Below are 15,414 nucleotides of genomic sequence, written 5' to 3'. Positions count from 1 at the left end.
GCCCTGAGGGGGACACCGGAAACGGTGTCCCCCTCTTCAATGAGACCTCTTCGTGAGGCGCTCCTTCGAGGACACGAACATGTACAAGCTCTTCTTCCGTCTGGTCTTCAAGCGGATGGACCCCGAGGAGGCCCACCACCTGGCCTTCCGCTGGATCCGTCTGGCCGTCCGCGTCCCCGTCCTGCGTACCTTCGTCGCGGCGGCTCTGGCGCCCCGCCACGAGGAACTGCGCACCGAGGCGTTCGGGCTGCGCATGCACGGCCCGTTCGGGCTGGCCGCCGGCTTCGACAAGAACGCGGTCGCGATCGACGGGATGTCGATGCTCGGCTTCGACCACGTCGAGATCGGCACGGTGACGGGCGAGGCCCAGCCGGGCAACCCCAAGAAGCGGCTGTTCCGCCTGGTCGCCGACCGTGCCCTGATCAACCGCATGGGCTTCAACAACGAGGGCTCGCTCGCCGTCGCCGCCCGCCTCGCCTCCCGCAACCCCGTCTTCAGGACCGTCGTGGGCGTGAACATCGGCAAGACCAAGGTCGTCCCGGAGGACGAGGCCGCAGGGGACTACGTGAAGTCCACCGAGCGCCTCGCGCCCTACGCCGACTACCTGGTCGTCAACGTCTCCTCGCCCAACACGCCCGGCCTGCGCAACCTGCAGGCCACTCAGGCGCTGCGGCCCCTGCTCACGGCCGTCCGCGAGGCAGCCGACCGCACGGTCCGCACGCGCCGGGTGCCGCTGCTGGTGAAGATCGCGCCGGACCTCGCCGACGAGGACATCGACGCCGTCGCCGACCTCGCCGTGGAGCTCGGTCTGGACGGGATCATCGCCACGAACACCACCATCGCGCGCGAGGGGCTCGGCCTGAAATCCGAACCCTCGCTGGTGAAGGAGACGGGCGGACTCTCCGGCGCCCCCGTCAAGGCCCGCTCCCTGGCGGTCCTGCGCCGCCTCTACGCGCGCGTGGGCGACCGGATCACCCTGGTGGGCGTCGGCGGCATCGAGAACGCCGAGGACGCCTGGCAGCGCATCCTGGCCGGCGCCACGCTGGTCCAGGGCTACAGCGCCTTCATCTACGAGGGCCCCTTCTGGGCACGCGCCATCCACAAGGGCCTCGCCGCCCGCCTGCGTACGAGCCCGTACGCCACCCTCGCCGACGCCGTCGGCGCCGACGTGAGGAAGACGGTATGACTGAGCCCTTCGGTGCGCGGCTGCGCCGTGCCATGGACGAGCGCGGGCCACTCTGCGTCGGCATCGACCCGCACGCCTCCCTGCTCGCCGACTGGGGCCTGGACGACGACATCGCCGGCCTGGAGCGTTTCAGCCGTACGGTCGTGGAGGCGCTGGCCGACCGGGTGGCCGTCCTCAAGCCGCAGAGCGCGTTCTTCGAGCGCTTCGGGTCGCGGGGCATCGCCGTACTGGAGGCGTCCGTCCAGGAAGCGCGGGCGGCCGGGGCGCTGGTCGTCATGGACGCCAAGCGCGGCGACATCGGCTCCACCATGGCCGCGTACGCCGAGACCTTCCTGCGCGAGGGCGCGCCCCTCTTCTCGGACGCGCTGACGGTGTCGCCGTACCTGGGCTACGGCTCCCTGAGGCCCGCCGTGGACCTGGCGCGCGCGAGCGGGGCCGGGCTCTTCGTGCTGGCGCTCACCTCCAACCCGGAGGGCGGCGAGGTGCAGCACGCGATGCGCGGCGACGGGCGCGATGTCGGCGCGACGATGCTGTCCCATCTCGCGGCCGAGAACGCGGGGGAGGAGCCCCTGGGATCCTTCGGCGCCGTCGTCGGTGCCACGCTGGGTGACCTCTCGTCCTACGACCTGGACATCAACGGACCTCTCCTCGCCCCCGGGATCGGTGCCCAGGGGGCCACCCCGGCCGATCTTCCGGAGGTCTTCGGGGCCGCCGTGCGCAATGTGGTCCCGAACGTCAGTCGGGGTGTTCTTCGTCACGGTCCCGGCGCCGTCGCGCTGCGTGACGCGTCGGAACGCTTCGCGGACGAGATCCGCGCCGCGGCAGCAGTCGCCTGAGACCTCCGATGAGTGCCCGAGGGGCGGTTCCAGGACGGCTTGAGTCTGAATACATTCTCAAATCCGGGGCATTATGCGGCTTATGTCCGACTCCATGGAGGCTGACCAGGACTTTTCCGCTGTTCTCGCTGACTCTGGCGGAGTTGGCCGCTAGTCTCCGAGCAGGGTGAACGGGCAAGCGTGTTGCTCGTGGCTCCCCAGGTGTGGGGCGACTAGGTTCCTCACCGGTCCGTATCCGACAGTTCGACATCCGAGGTGACGTAGGCGTGGCTCTTCCGCCCCTTACCCCTGAACAGCGCGCAGCCGCGCTCGAAAAGGCCGCCGCGGCTCGCCGGGAGCGGGCCGAGGTCAAGAATCGACTCAAGCACTCCGGCGCCTCCCTGCATGAGGTGATCAAGCAGGGCCAGGAGAACGACGTCATCGGCAAGATGAAGGTCTCCGCGCTGCTCGAGTCCCTGCCGGGCGTGGGCAAAGTCCGCGCCAAGCAGATCATGGAGCGACTCGGCATCTCCGAGAGCCGTCGTGTACGCGGCCTCGGTTCCAACCAGATCGCTTCCCTGGAGCGTGAGTTCGGCAGCACCGGTTCCTGATCCCGGCTCCTGACGGGAAGGGAGTCCCGGGCAGTCCGGGATTGCTGGAATAATCGCTGCATGAGTGAACGTCCGCGGCTGACCGTGCTCTCCGGCCCCTCCGGGGTCGGCAAGAGCACGGTCGTCGCCCATATGCGCAAGGCACACCCCGAGGTCTGGCTCTCGGTGTCGGCGACGACCCGCAAGCCGCGCCCTGGTGAGCGGCAGGGAGTCCACTACTTCTTCGTCACCGACGAGGAGATGGACAAGCTGATCGCCAACGGCGAGCTGCTGGAGTGGGCCGAGTTCGCCGGCAACCGCTACGGCACTCCCCGGGCCGCCGTGCTCGAACGCCTGGAGCGGGGCGAGCCGGTCCTGCTGGAGATCGACCTCCAGGGTGCTCGGCAGGTCCGTGAGACCATGCCGGACGCCCAGCTGGTGTTCCTGGCTCCTCCCTCCTGGGAGGAACTGGTGCGCAGGCTCACCGGGCGGGGCACCGAACCGCCCGAGGTGATCGAACGCCGCCTCGAGGCGGCCAAGATCGAGCTGGCGGCAGAGCCGGAGTTCGACGTGACCTTGGTCAACACCTCCGTCGAGGACGTGGCCCGCGAGCTGCTAGCCTTGATGGATGTTGTGTGATCACGGGCTCTGTCCGTTTTCTGTGATCACGACCGATCTTTTCCCATCCATCGGAAGGTAGAGCGTGTCCTCTTCCATCTCCGCGCCCGAGGGCATCATCAACCCGCCGATCGACGAGCTCCTCGAGGCCACCGACTCGAAGTACAGCCTCGTGATCTACGCGGCCAAGCGTGCCCGCCAGATCAACGCGTACTACTCGCAGCTCGGCGAAGGTCTCCTCGAGTACGTCGGTCCCCTCGTCGACACCCACGTCCACGAGAAGCCGCTCTCGATCGCCCTGCGCGAGATCAACGCGGGTCTGCTGACCTCCGAGGCCGTCGAGGGCCCCGCGTAAGTCTTATCTGCAGATCGCGGTAGGTTTTTCCACAGGCCCGGCAGTGCTCCTGCCGGGCCTGTGGTGTGTCATGGAGTTGGTCGTACGTTTCCGAGTGTGGGGAGGCTCCGGTGGGCAAGCCGAAGGTCGTTCTGGGGGTCAGCGGTGGGATCGCCGCCTACAAGGCGTGCGAGCTGCTGCGCCGGCTGACCGAGTCCGGGCATGACGTACGGGTCGTACCCACCGACTCCGCGTTGCACTTCGTCGGCGCCGCCACCTGGTCCGCGCTCTCCGGCAACCCGGTCTCCACCGAGGTCTGGGAGAGCGTCCACGAGGTGCCGCACGTCCGCATCGGACAGGAGGCCGACCTGGTGGTCGTCGCCCCGGCTACCGCCGACATGCTGGCGAAGGCCGCCCACGGCCTGGCCGACGACCTCCTCACGAACACCCTCCTCACCGCGCGCTGCCCGGTCGTCTTCGCCCCCGCCATGCACACCGAGATGTGGGAGCACCCGGCGACCCAGGAGAACGTGGCGACGCTGCGCCGCCGGGGCGCCCTCGTCATCGACCCCGCCGTGGGCCGGCTGACCGGCGTCGACACCGGCAAGGGCCGGCTGCCGGACCCCGGGGAGATCTTCGAGACCTGTCGCCGGGTGCTGGCTCGTGGCGTCACCGAGCCGGACCTCGTCGGCCGGCATGTCGTCGTGACCGCCGGCGGCACCCGTGAGCCCCTCGACCCGGTCCGCTTCCTCGGCAACCGCTCCTCCGGCAAGCAGGGCTACGCACTGGCCCGTACGGCCGCCGCGCGGGGCGCCCGGGTCACGCTGATCGAGGCCAACACCGGGCTGCCGGACCCCGCGGGCGTGGACGTCGTCCGGATCGGCACGGCGGTCCAGCTGCGTGAGGCGGTGCTGAAGGCGGCGCCGGACGCGGACGTCGTGGTGATGGCGGCCGCGGTGGCCGACTTCCGCCCCGGGACGTACGTCACCGGCAAGATCAAGAAGAAGGACGGTCAGGAGCCCGAGCCCATCGTCCTGGTACGTAATCCGGACATCCTCGCGGAGATCTCGGCGGACCGCCCCCGCCCCGGACAGGTGGTCGTCGGCTTCGCCGCGGAGACCGACGACGTCCTCGCCAACGGCCGCGCCAAGCTGACACGCAAGGGGTGCGATCTGCTGGTGGTGAACGAGGTCGGGGAGCGCAAGACCTTCGGTTCCGAGGAGAACGAGGCCGTGGTGCTGGGCGCCGACGGGAGTGAGACACCGGTGCCGTACGGCCCGAAGGAAGCCCTGGCCGAAACGGTGTGGGACCTGGTCCTGAGCCGACTCGACTGACGCTGCCATTCGCGTCACGTCTGCCCCGAACCTCGCACATTGGGGTGTGGCGACCCTGGCGGACAGCTACGGCCTTTGGGCAGAATGCACGTGCCGCAGGTCACAGAGCTCCCGAGAGGCGAGACAGGTGGGCCGGTGGCCGAGCCCGACCGATAAACTGTTCTCGGACGACGCCGGGCGCAGCCCCCGAGCCCGTCCGCCAATGATCAGCCAGCAGCCGCTGCAACCCCAGGGAGCGTTGTGTCCCGTCGTCTGTTCACCTCGGAGTCAGTGACCGAGGGTCACCCCGACAAGATCGCTGACCAGATCAGCGATGCCATTCTCGATGCGCTCCTGCGCGAGGACCCCACGTCCCGCGTCGCAGTGGAGACGCTCATCACGACCGGCCTCGTGCACGTGGCCGGAGAGGTCACGACCAAGGCGTACGCGCCGATCGCCCAGCTGGTGCGCGACACCATCCTGGACATCGGCTACGACTCGTCGAAGAAGGGCTTCGACGGCGCCTCCTGCGGTGTGTCGGTGTCGATCGGTGCGCAGTCCCCCGACATCGCGCAGGGTGTGGACACGGCCTACGAGAACCGGGTCGAAGGTGACGAGGACGAGCTGGACCGCCAGGGCGCGGGCGACCAGGGCCTGATGTTCGGTTACGCGTCGGACGAGACACCGACGCTGATGCCGCTGCCGATCTTCCTGGCGCACCGGCTGTCGAAGCGCCTCTCCGAGGTCCGCAAGAACGGCACGATCCCCTACCTCCGTCCCGACGGAAAGACCCAGGTCACCATCGAGTACGACGGCGACAAGGCGGTCCGTCTGGACACGGTCGTCGTCTCCTCGCAGCACGCGAGCGACATCGACCTGGAGTCCCTCCTCGCCCCCGACATCCGCGAGTTCGTGGTGGAGCCGGAGCTGAAGGCCCTGCTGGACGACGGCATCAAGCTGGACACCGAGGGCTACCGCCTGCTGGTCAACCCGACCGGACGCTTCGAGATCGGCGGCCCGATGGGCGACGCCGGCCTGACCGGCCGCAAGATCATCATCGACACCTACGGCGGCATGGCCCGCCACGGCGGCGGCGCCTTCTCCGGCAAGGACCCCTCCAAGGTCGACCGCTCCGCCGCCTACGCGATGCGCTGGGTCGCCAAGAACGTCGTCGCGGCCGGCCTCGCCTCGCGCTGCGAGGTCCAGGTGGCGTACGCGATCGGCAAGGCCGAGCCGGTCGGTCTCTTCGTCGAGACCTTCGGTACGGCCAAGGTCGACACCGACCGGATCGAGAAGGCCATCGACGAGGTCTTCGACCTCCGCCCGGCCGCCATCATCCGCGACCTCGACCTGCTCCGTCCGATCTACGGCCAGACCGCCGCGTACGGTCACTTCGGCCGCGAGCTCCCCGAGTTCACCTGGGAGCGCACGGACCGGGTCGAGGCGCTGCGCAAGGCCGCGGGGCTGTAAGGCCCACGGCACTTCGGTTCTCCGGCGAGGCCCGGTGTCCCTTTCGGGGGCGCCGGGCCTCGCCGCGTTCATCGGCTCTCCGGCTGTCGGACGGCCGACTGCCCACGAGGTGCCCGCGGAGTCCGCTGCGATCTCGGGCGGCGTCGGTTGTCAGCGGGGTTTGGTAAGAATGCAAGCGTGAGCAGCGAGGACGGGACGAGGGGCGGCGGCGCGCCGGGTGACGCGGAGCCGGAGCAGCTCGCGCTCGTCCGGGAGGCCGTGCGGAAGGCCAAGGTGCCGCGGGCCAAGCCGCGGACCTGGCGGGGGGCGGCGCTGGCGAAGGAGCTGCCGGTCGCTCGGGTGCTGGTCGACAAGGGTGTGCTGCATCTCGACCGGTACTTCGACTACGCGGTGCCGGAGGAGCTGGACGCCGTCGCCCAGCCCGGGGTGCGGGTGCGGGTGCGGTTCGGGGCCGGGGGGCGGAATGTCAGGAACGGGCGGCGAGAGGGCGGCTCACTGATCGACGGGTTTCTCGTCGAGCGGGTCGCGGAGTCGGACTACGCGGGACCGTTGGCCGCGCTCGCGCAGGTGGTGTCGCCGGAGCCGGTGCTGGGCCCCGAGCTGTTGGGGCTGGCGCGGGCCGTGGCGGACCGGTATGCGGGGAGCCTCGCGGACGTGCTGCAGCTGGCCGTTCCACCTCGGCACGGCCGGGCGGAGGCCGTGGAGATGGGCGGACCGCCGCCCCCGCCCGCCGCACCCGAGCCCGGGACGTGGCTGCGGTACGGGCGCGGTGAGGGGTTCTTGCGGGCGCTGGCCGGCGGGGGCGCGCCCCGGGCCGTGTGGACCGCGTTGCCGGGGCCGGAATGGGCCGAGGAGATCGCGCGGGCCGTGCGGGCGACGCTGGCGTCGGGGCGGGGGGCGCTCGTCGTCGTACCGGCGGGGCGGCCCGCCACCCGGGTCGACGAGGCGCTCAGGGAGTCGCTGGGGGAGGGGCGGCATGCGCTGCTGACCGCCGACGCCGGTCCGGAGCGGCGCTACCGCGAATGGCTGGCCGTGCGGCGGGGGGCCGTGCGGGCCGTGGTCGGTACACGGGCGGCCATGTTCGCGCCGGTGCGGGATCTGGGGTTGGTCGTCGTCTGGGACGACGGCGACGCCAGTCACAGCGATGACAACGCTCCCTTCCCGCATGTGCGGGAGGTGCTGGAGCTGCGGGCCTCCCGGGACAAATGCGCTTTCCTGCTGGGAAGTTGGAGTTGTACGGTCGAGGCCGCCCAGCTCGTCGAGAGCGGATGGGCCGCGCCGATCGTGGCCGGCCGGGAGCAGGTGCGGGCCACCGCGCCGCTGGTGCGGACCGTGGGGGACGGGGACCTCGCGCGGGACGAGGCGGCGCGGGCGGCGCGGTTGCCGAGTCTCGCCTGGCAGGTCGCGAGGGAAGGTCTCCGGGACGGCCCTGTGCTCGTGCAGGTGCCTCGGCGGGGGTACGTGCCGCGGATGGCCTGTGCGCGGTGCCGGGAGCCCGCGCGGTGCCGCCACTGCGCGGGGCCGTTGGAGGCCCGGGACGGCGCCGGGGCCCTGCTGTGCGGGTGGTGCGGGCGGGAGGAGGCCGGCTGGCACTGCCCCGAGTGCGGGGGCTACCGGCTGCGGGCGCAGGTCGTGGGAGCGCGGCGGACCGCCGAGGAGCTGGGGCGGGCCTTTCCCGCCGTGCCGGTGCGGACCTCCGGGCGGGAACATGTGCTGGACACGGTGCCGGGGACGCCCGCGCTGGTGGTGAGCACGCCCGGGGCCGAGCCGGTCGCCGAGGGCGGGTATGCGGCCGCCCTGCTGCTCGACGGATGGGCCATGCTCGGACGGCCCGATCTGCGGGCCGGGGAGGACGCCCTGCGGCGGTGGATCGGTGCTGCCGCGCTCGTACGGGACCAAGGGGCCGGTGGCACGGTCGTCGTGGTGGCCGAGCCGACCCTGCGGCCCGTGCAGGCGCTCGTGCGCTGGGATCCCGTGGGACACGCGGTGCGGGAACTCGCCGAGCGGGCCGAGCTGGGGTTTCCGCCGGTGTCGCGGATGGCCGCCGTGTCCGGGACGGCCCAGGCCGTGGTCGATTTTCTGGGTGCGGTGGAACTGCCGCCGGACGCGGAGGTGTTGGGGCCGGTGCCCATGGCCGGTCCGCCGGTCTCAGGGGCCGGTGCCGGGGCTGCCGCGGAGGCCGGGGGGGCGCGGAGGCCGGGTGCGCCCCCCAGGGGGGAGCAAGGGGAGCGGGCGTTGATCCGGGTGCCGCCGGGGAGTGGGGCGGCGTTGGCCGCTGCGTTGAAGAGCGCGCAGGCGGCGCGTATGGCGCGTGGGGTCAGCGAGGGGGCGCGGGTGCGGATTCGGGTGGATCCGTTGGACATCGGGTGAGTGGCCCCGGCTGCGGGCGGGGTGGCGGCCGGGAGCCCCGGCGACATGCGACTGCCTCCCGGTCGGACACCGGGAGGCAGACAGGTCAGCCGTTGCGCGGGCCGGGGAAGGCCGTGGGTCTCACGTCGTCGCGGAGGGTGGGGCTGCCCGCTGTCGGCTGGGTCGGCATTTGCGCGGGCACCGGGGCCGGAACCGGGGCCGGAACCGGGGCCGGAATCGGGGCGGGCATCGGGGCGGGCATCGGGGCGGGCATCGAGCGGGCCGCAGGGACCGTGGGGATGCCGGAGCCGACGTTGACGGTGCGGCTGCTCTGGGGGTCACCCGTGCGTTCGGCATCCGCGGCGGCCTGGGCGGCGGCGCGGCGGGCACCGTAACGGCGGTGTACGGCCTGTTTGGTGACCCCGAGGGCCGAGCCCACCGCGTCCCACGAGAAGCCGAGTGAGCGGTCGAAGTCGACGGCGGCCGTGACCAGGGTCTCGACACTGTCCCGCAACTCCTGGGCGAGGCGGACGGTCGGGGCGGGGGCGCGTCCGTAGACGACGAAGCCCGTGGAGGGGCCGGAGCGGCGCGGGCGGTAGACGTTGCCCAGTTGGGCGGTGAGGGTGCGCAGTGCGTCCACCTGCCGGCGGACCCGCTCGATGTCCCGCACCAGCAAGTGCAGGCTGGCCCGAGCCTGGGCGTCGTGGGTTGCGTGGTCGGCCATGAACAAGCCTCTCGAACCGGCGTTGAAAAGGGGAGGTGCCGCGATTGCGGCCCGTAGTGGTCAACTCTTTCTTGACCAACGCGAATTCGCTCCGCTGGTAACGGGGTGGGGGCGCGGGGGCATATGCGTGGGGCGCGTGGGTGGGGGTGCGCCCCTGCTGCCACTGGGCTCTGACCGGGTCTTCCACCCGCGCACCGCCCGTTACTCCCTCTCACGGAAATGCGGGTTTCCCGTGGGGGCCGAACGCCGTTGGCGGCTGCGGGCGGTCGGTGCGTCGCGGCATAGACTGGTGTGTTGTCCCGCGTCGTCGCGTGTGGGGCGTACGAACTTCCGTGCGAGAGGCCGTCAGTCATCCATGAAGCTTGTCTTCGCTGGTACCCCAGAGGTCGCTGTTCCCGCGTTGGACGCGTTGATCGCGTCGGGGAGGCATGAGGTGGCCGCTGTCGTGACGCGGCCGGACGCGCCGGCGGGACGGGGGCGGCGGCTGGTCGCGAGCCCGGTGGCGCAGCGGGCGGACGAGGCGGGCATCGAGGTGCTGAAGCCGAACCGGCCCCGGGACGAGGCTTTTCTCGAGCGGCTCCGGGAGATCGCGCCCGACTGCTGTCCTGTCGTCGCCTACGGGGCCCTGCTGCCTCGGGTCGCCCTGGACGTGCCCGCCCACGGGTGGGTCAATCTGCACTTCTCCCTGCTGCCCGCCTGGCGGGGCGCCGCCCCCGTACAGCACTCGATCATGGCGGGGGACGAGATCACCGGGGCGTCCACCTTCCTGATCGAGGAGGGACTCGACTCCGGGCCCGTGTACGGGACGGTCACCGAGGTGATCCGGCCGACGGACACGAGCGGTGATCTGCTGACCCGGCTCGCCTTCGCGGGATCCGGGCTGCTCTCCGCCACGATGGACGGGATCGAGGACGGGACCCTGAAGGCCGTGCCGCAGCCCGCCGACGGGATCACCCTCGCACCGAAGATCACCGTGGAGGACGCCCGGATCGACTGGGCCGCTCCCGCGCTGCGCGTGGACCGGGTCGTGCGCGGCTGCACGCCCGCGCCGGGCGCCTGGACGACCTTCCGCGGTGAGCGGCTGAAGCTCATCCACGTCGTACCGGTGCCCGCGCGGACCGATCTCGCGCCGGGCGCGCTCGACGCCGGCAAGAACAACGTGCACGTCGGGACCGGGTCGTACGCCGTGGAGCTGCTCTGGGTGCAGGCGCAGGGCAAGAAGCCGATGCGGGCCGCCGACTGGGCGCGCGGAGTGCGGATCGACTCCGGCGAGTCCGTCGGAGACTGACCGGGGACCGACGCCCGACAGACCCCATCACCATGCCCGCAGGCCCAGGTGGCCCACGCCCGGCGGTTCGTCCGCGCGGCGTACCCTGGGCTCGGTATCTCGTCCCGTATCCGGAGCACCTTTTTCGTGAGTGAGCAGTCCCGTCGTCCGCACAAGCCGGGCAAGCCGTACCGCCGTCCTCAGAAGGACCCCGTCCGTATGCTCGCCTTCGAGGCGCTCAGGGCCGTGGACGAACGGGACGCGTACGCGAACCTCGTTCTGCCACCGCTGCTGCGCAGGGCCCGGGAGAAGGAGGGGCCCGACAAGTTCGACGGACGGGACGCGGCGCTGGCGACCGAGCTGGTGTACGGAACGCTGCGGTGGCAGGGGACGTACGACGCGGTCATCGCCGCGTGTGTGGACCGGCCGTTGCGTGAGGTCGACCCGCCGGTGCTCGATGTGCTGAGCCTCGGGGCGCATCAGCTGCTGGGGACACGGATCCCCACCCATGCCGCCGTGTCCGCCTCGGTCGACCTCGCGCGGGTCGTGCTCGGGGACGGACGGGCCAAGTTCGTGAACGCCGTGCTGCGCAAGATCGCGGCGCACGATCTCGACGGCTGGCTGGAGCGGGTCGCGCCGCCCTACGACGACGATCCGGAGGATCACCTGGCCGTCGTGCACTCGCATCCGCGCTGGGTCGTCTCCGCCCTGTGGGACTCACTCGGCGGCGGGCGCGCCGGCATCGAGGACCTGCTGGAGGCCGACAACGAGCGGCCCGAGGTCACGCTCGTCGCCCGGCCCGGACGGGCCACCACCGAGGAACTGCTCCGGGAGGAGGCCGCGGTGGCGGGGCGCTGGTCGCCGTACGCCGTGCGGCTCTCCGAAGGCGGGGAACCGGGCGCCGTGGACGCCGTACGGGAAGGCCGTGCGGGTGTGCAGGACGAGGGCAGCCAGCTCGTGGCGCTCGCCCTCGCGAGCGCCCCGGTGGAGGGGCGCGACAAGGTGTGGCTCGACGGGTGCGCCGGGCCCGGCGGCAAGGCCGCGCTGCTCGCCGCCCTCGCCGCCGAGCGGGGGGCCGTGCTGCTGGCGTCCGAGAAGCAGCCGCACCGGGCCGGGCTGGTCGCGAAGGCGCTGCACGGCAATCCGGGGCCGTATCAGGTGATCGCCGCCGACGGCACCCGTCCGCCCTGGCGGCCGGGAGTGTTCGACCGGGTGCTGATGGACGTGCCCTGTACGGGGCTGGGGGCCCTGCGGCGGCGCCCCGAGGCCCGTTGGCGGCGCCGGCCCGAGGACCTGGAGGGGTTCGCCCCGCTCCAGCGCGCGCTGCTGCGGACCGCGCTGGAATCCGTGCGGGTCGGCGGTGTCGTCGGCTACGCGACCTGCTCGCCCCACCTCGCCGAGACCCGTGCGGTCGTCGACGACGTGCTCAAGCAGTACGGCGACGCGGCCGACCTCATCGACGCGCGGCCCCTGCTGGAGGGCGTACCGGCGCTGGGCGAGGGGCCCGATGTGCAGCTGTGGCCGCATCTGCACGGGACGGATGCCATGTACCTGGCCCTCATCCGCCGGGTCGCGTAGCTCGTGGGCAGCTCGTAGCCGGCCCGTCCCGCGGGAGTCCCTAGAAGGCCCATGAGGATCTTGGGTTCTGGCCCTGCCGCTGACGCGGCAGGGCCAGAACCCAAGATCCTCATGGGCCTTCTACTAGCGGCCCGACCCCACGGGCCCCTCCCCGCCCGGACCGGCAGTGCTGCCCGCAGGTTCCTTCGGTGGCGGCGGGGCGCCGCCGTCCTCGTGGGCCAGCCGGTGTGGCCACCACACCTTCGGTCCGACGTCCATGAACAGGGCCGTGACCAGCACGGATCGCACGATGAAGGTGTCCAGGAGGACGCCCAGGGCCACCGCGAAGCCGATCTCGGCGAAGGCGACCATGGGCAGTGTGCCGAGGGCGGCGAAGGTGCCGGCGAGGACCAGGCCGGCCGAGGTGATCACCGCGCCGGTCGTCGCGAGGCCCGTCACCACGGCCTTACGGGTGCCCTGGTGGGCGGCCTCCTCGCGGATACGGGTGGTCAGGAAGATGTTGTAGTCGATGCCCAGGGCGACCAGGAACACGAAGACGAACAGCGGGAAGTCGGTCGTCTCGCCCGCGTAGTCGAACAGGTACCGGAAGGCGAGCGCGCTGATGCCCAGCGCGGCGGCGAAGGACAGGATGACCGTCCCGACCAGCAGGAGCGGGGCGATCAGGGCGCGGAGCAGCGCACAGAGGATCAGCAGGACCACGAGCAGCACCAGCGGGATGATCAGGATGTTGTCGTGGGTCGTCGCCTCGTCCATGTCCAGCAGCGCCGCCGTACCGCCGCCCACCTGGGCGTCGGCGTCCGGCACGTCGTGGACGGCGTCGCGGACCCGTTCCACGGTCTGCTTCGCGGCCTCGCTGTCGGCGGGGTCGGACATGGTGGCTTCGAAGAGGACCTGGCCCTCGTGGGCGGGTTTCGTGCCGGGTGGCAGGCGGAGCGAGTCCGCCACGACGCCTTCCGTGTCGGCGACGGTGCGGCCCACCTCCCGGGCCTGCGCCTGGTTGCTGATGATCACGAGAGGGTCGCCGCTGCCTGCCGGGAAGTAGCGTGCGGAGACCTCCTGGCCGACGATCGAGTCCGGTTTTCCGGTGAAGGCGTCCGCGTTGCCGATGCCCTCCGCGCGGAGCTGGATCAGCCCGAGCGAGCACAGGGCGAGGGCGGCCGCCGTGGCGACCCAGACCGTACGGGGGCGGCGGGAGAAACGACGGCCCATGCGGGCCCATACGCCGTGCTCGGTCGGGTCGGCGCTGCCGAAGTGCGGGATCACCGGCCAGAAGATCCAGCGGCCGCAGATCACCAGCAGGGCGGGGAACAACGTCATCATCGCGAGCAGGGCGACCGCGACGCCGATGGCCGCCACCGGGCCCAGACCGCTGGTGGAGTTCATCTCGGCGGCCAGCAGCACCAGCATGCTCAGGACGACCGTCGCGCCGGACGCCAGCACCGCCGGACCCGCCCGGTGCAGGGCGAGGGCCATCGCCTCGTGACGGTCCTCGTGGCGGCGCAGTTCCTCGCGGTAGCGGGCCACGAGCAGCAGGGCGTAGTCGGTGCCCGCGCCGAAGACGAGGACGGTGAGGATGCCCGCGCTCTGGCCGTTCACGGTCAAGCCGGTGTGCTCCGCCAGCAGGTAGATCAGGGCCTGGGCCGTGAACAGGGCGGCGATGACCGCGAGCAGTGGGACCAGGATGAGGGTCGGACTGCGGTAGGTGAGCAGGAGCATCACGATGACGACGGCCATCGCGGACAGCAGCAGCGTGGAGTCGATGCCCTCGAAGGCCTCGGAGAAGTCGGCGGACGTACCGCCCGGACCCGTGATGTGCACGGACAGTCCGCCGCCGCCCTCCCCGGAGGACTCCCGGATCGAGTCCACCGCCGGCGCGATCCGCTCCCACCCCTTCTCGTCCATCGTGATCGGTACATAGACCTGCGCGGCCCTCGGGTCGGTCGCACGGTCGTAGACGGGGCCGCGGGTCTGGGCGCCGATGATCCCGTGGTCGGTCAGCTGCTTGAGCTCCCGTACGTCCTCCTCGATCCGCGTCCGGTCCTCGGCCGTGAGGCCGCTCTCCCGGGCGTAGACGACGACGGCGGGGATCTGCTCGGGCCGGAAGCCTTCGGAGATCTCCAGGACCTGCGTGGACTCGGCCGAGCCCGGCAGCCAGGAGGCCGCGTCGTTGTCCTGGGCGTCGGTGAGCTTGGTCGCGAACGGCGCGGTCAGGAAGAGCGTCACCAGCCACAGCACCAGGACGACCCACTTGGCACGCCGCCCGCACACGAGGTGCGCGATGCCTCGGTTCCCTGTCATGGCCACCCCCACAACCGGGTTCCGTGGGGGGCGCGGGGCGGTGACATCCGCGGCTTCGGCCCGTGGGCGCGCTCGGCGGAAGGCGGCCCGCAGCCGACGTACCACCGTGCCCATTCTGGACCGATGCCCGCAAGCCCCGCTGGACATGGGAGGCTTGCTCCATGGCCGCGCAGATCAACCCAAGCATCCTGTCCGCCGACTTCGCCCGTCTCGCCGACGAGGCGAAGGCGGTGGAAGGGGCCGACTGGCTCCATGTAGACGTGATGGACAACCATTTCGTCCCGAACCTCACGCTCGGTGTGCCGGTCGTGGAGTCCCTGGCCCGTGCGACTCGGACGCCGCTGGACTGCCATCTGATGATCGAGGCCCCCGATCGGTGGGCGCCCCAGTACGTGGAAGCGGGTGCCGGTTCCGTCACCTTCCATGTCGAGGCGGCTGCCGCACCGGTGCGGCTCGCCCGCGAGATCCGGGCCAAGGGAGCCAAGGCCTCCATGGCGCTCAGGCCCGCGACACCGATCGAGCCGTTCGAGGACCTGCTGCCCGAGCTCGACATGGTGCTGATCATGACGGTCGAACCGGGCTTCGGAGGCCAGGCCTTTCTCGACATCATGCTCCCCAAGATCCGCCGAACCCGCGAGTTGATCAGCAAGCACGGCCTCGACCTGTGGCTCCAGGTCGACGGCGGGGTCGCCGAGTCCACCATCGAGCGCTGCGCCGAGGCGGGCGCCGACGTCTTCGTCGCGGGTTCCGCGGTCTACGGGGCGGAGGACCCGGCCGAGGCCGTGCGCGCGTTGCGGGCCCGGGCGGAGGCCGCCACGGCGACCGCCGGCTGGGCCTGCGGCCACTGAGTCACGGAGGAACGGCCGTGCGAA

The 15,414-nt window shown here is 71.7% G+C and carries 13 protein-coding genes; 11 read left to right on the top strand and 2 right to left on the bottom strand.

The window, feature by feature from the left end; translation table 11 throughout:
• Nucleotides 1-79 precede the first annotated feature (79 nt).
• The 8 genes from OG272_RS08465 to OG272_RS08430 all read left to right on the top strand — a co-directional run bounded on the left by OG272_RS08465 (nt 80) and on the right by OG272_RS08430 (nt 8,696).
• Entirely contained in the window at nt 80-1,186 is a 1,107-nt protein-coding gene (locus OG272_RS08465) for a quinone-dependent dihydroorotate dehydrogenase (protein WP_327732305.1), read from the top strand.
• Nucleotides 1,183-2,022: an orotidine-5'-phosphate decarboxylase gene (gene pyrF, locus OG272_RS08460; protein WP_327730588.1), complete on the top strand. Its 840-nt coding sequence runs from the start codon at nt 1,183-1,185 to the stop codon at nt 2,020-2,022. Before OG272_RS08465 ends, pyrF begins: the two co-directional genes overlap by 4 nt.
• Nucleotides 2,023-2,288: 266 nt before the next feature.
• Nucleotides 2,289-2,612, top strand: a complete 324-nt coding sequence (locus OG272_RS08455) for an integration host factor (protein ID WP_003977346.1) — start codon at nt 2,289-2,291, stop codon at nt 2,610-2,612.
• 60 nt (nt 2,613-2,672) lie between these two features.
• Nucleotides 2,673-3,230 carry a guanylate kinase gene (gene gmk, locus OG272_RS08450; protein WP_326584125.1) on the top strand — a complete coding sequence of 186 codons (558 nt, stop codon included), beginning with the start codon at nt 2,673-2,675 and terminating at the stop codon, nt 3,228-3,230.
• Between the two features lie 64 nt (nt 3,231-3,294).
• Nucleotides 3,295-3,564, top strand: coding sequence for a DNA-directed RNA polymerase subunit omega (gene rpoZ, locus OG272_RS08445; RefSeq protein ID WP_005485492.1), 270 nt, complete (start codon nt 3,295-3,297; stop codon nt 3,562-3,564).
• Nucleotides 3,565-3,674: 110 nt separating this feature from the next.
• Nucleotides 3,675-4,877, top strand: coding sequence for a bifunctional phosphopantothenoylcysteine decarboxylase/phosphopantothenate--cysteine ligase CoaBC (gene coaBC, locus OG272_RS08440; protein WP_327730589.1), 1,203 nt, complete (start codon nt 3,675-3,677; stop codon nt 4,875-4,877).
• A gap of 240 nt (nt 4,878-5,117) precedes the next feature.
• Complete coding sequence (gene metK, locus OG272_RS08435) at nt 5,118-6,326, top strand: methionine adenosyltransferase (protein ID WP_326584127.1); 1,209 nt, start codon at nt 5,118-5,120, stop codon at nt 6,324-6,326.
• A 177-nt stretch (nt 6,327-6,503) separates the two neighbouring features.
• Nucleotides 6,504-8,696, top strand: a complete 2,193-nt coding sequence (locus OG272_RS08430) for a primosomal protein N' (protein ID WP_327730590.1) — start codon at nt 6,504-6,506, stop codon at nt 8,694-8,696.
• Nucleotides 8,697-8,781: 85 nt separating this feature from the next.
• Here the strand turns inward: OG272_RS08430 and OG272_RS08425 are convergent, their stop codons facing one another.
• Entirely contained in the window at nt 8,782-9,399 is a 618-nt protein-coding gene (locus tag OG272_RS08425) for a hypothetical protein (RefSeq protein ID WP_405892990.1), read from the bottom strand.
• Between the two features lie 355 nt (nt 9,400-9,754).
• Between OG272_RS08425 and fmt the strand changes: the two genes are divergently transcribed.
• Nucleotides 9,755-10,687 carry a methionyl-tRNA formyltransferase gene (gene fmt, locus OG272_RS08420; protein ID WP_326584130.1) on the top strand — a complete coding sequence of 311 codons (933 nt, stop codon included), beginning with the start codon at nt 9,755-9,757 and terminating at the stop codon, nt 10,685-10,687.
• A gap of 126 nt (nt 10,688-10,813) precedes the next feature.
• Nucleotides 10,814-12,244: a transcription antitermination factor NusB gene (locus OG272_RS08415; RefSeq protein ID WP_326584131.1), complete on the top strand. Its 1,431-nt coding sequence runs from the start codon at nt 10,814-10,816 to the stop codon at nt 12,242-12,244.
• Between the two features lie 123 nt (nt 12,245-12,367).
• Here the strand turns inward: OG272_RS08415 and OG272_RS08410 are convergent, their stop codons facing one another.
• Nucleotides 12,368-14,542, bottom strand: coding sequence for an MMPL family transporter (locus tag OG272_RS08410; RefSeq protein WP_327730592.1), 2,175 nt, complete (start codon nt 14,540-14,542; stop codon nt 12,368-12,370).
• Nucleotides 14,543-14,703: 161 nt separating this feature from the next.
• Here OG272_RS08410 and rpe point away from each other — a divergent pair, with 161 nt between their 5' ends.
• Nucleotides 14,704-15,390, top strand: coding sequence for a ribulose-phosphate 3-epimerase (gene rpe / locus OG272_RS08405; protein WP_326584133.1), 687 nt, complete (start codon nt 14,704-14,706; stop codon nt 15,388-15,390).
• Nucleotides 15,391-15,414: the final 24 nt, after the last annotated feature.

Source organism: Streptomyces sp. NBC_00104 (genome assembly GCF_045160825.1).
Lineage (GTDB): Bacteria > Actinomycetota > Actinomycetes > Streptomycetales > Streptomycetaceae > Streptomyces.
Note: the sequence above shows the minus strand (reverse complement) of the source record. Positions and strands in the feature narration are given on the sequence as shown.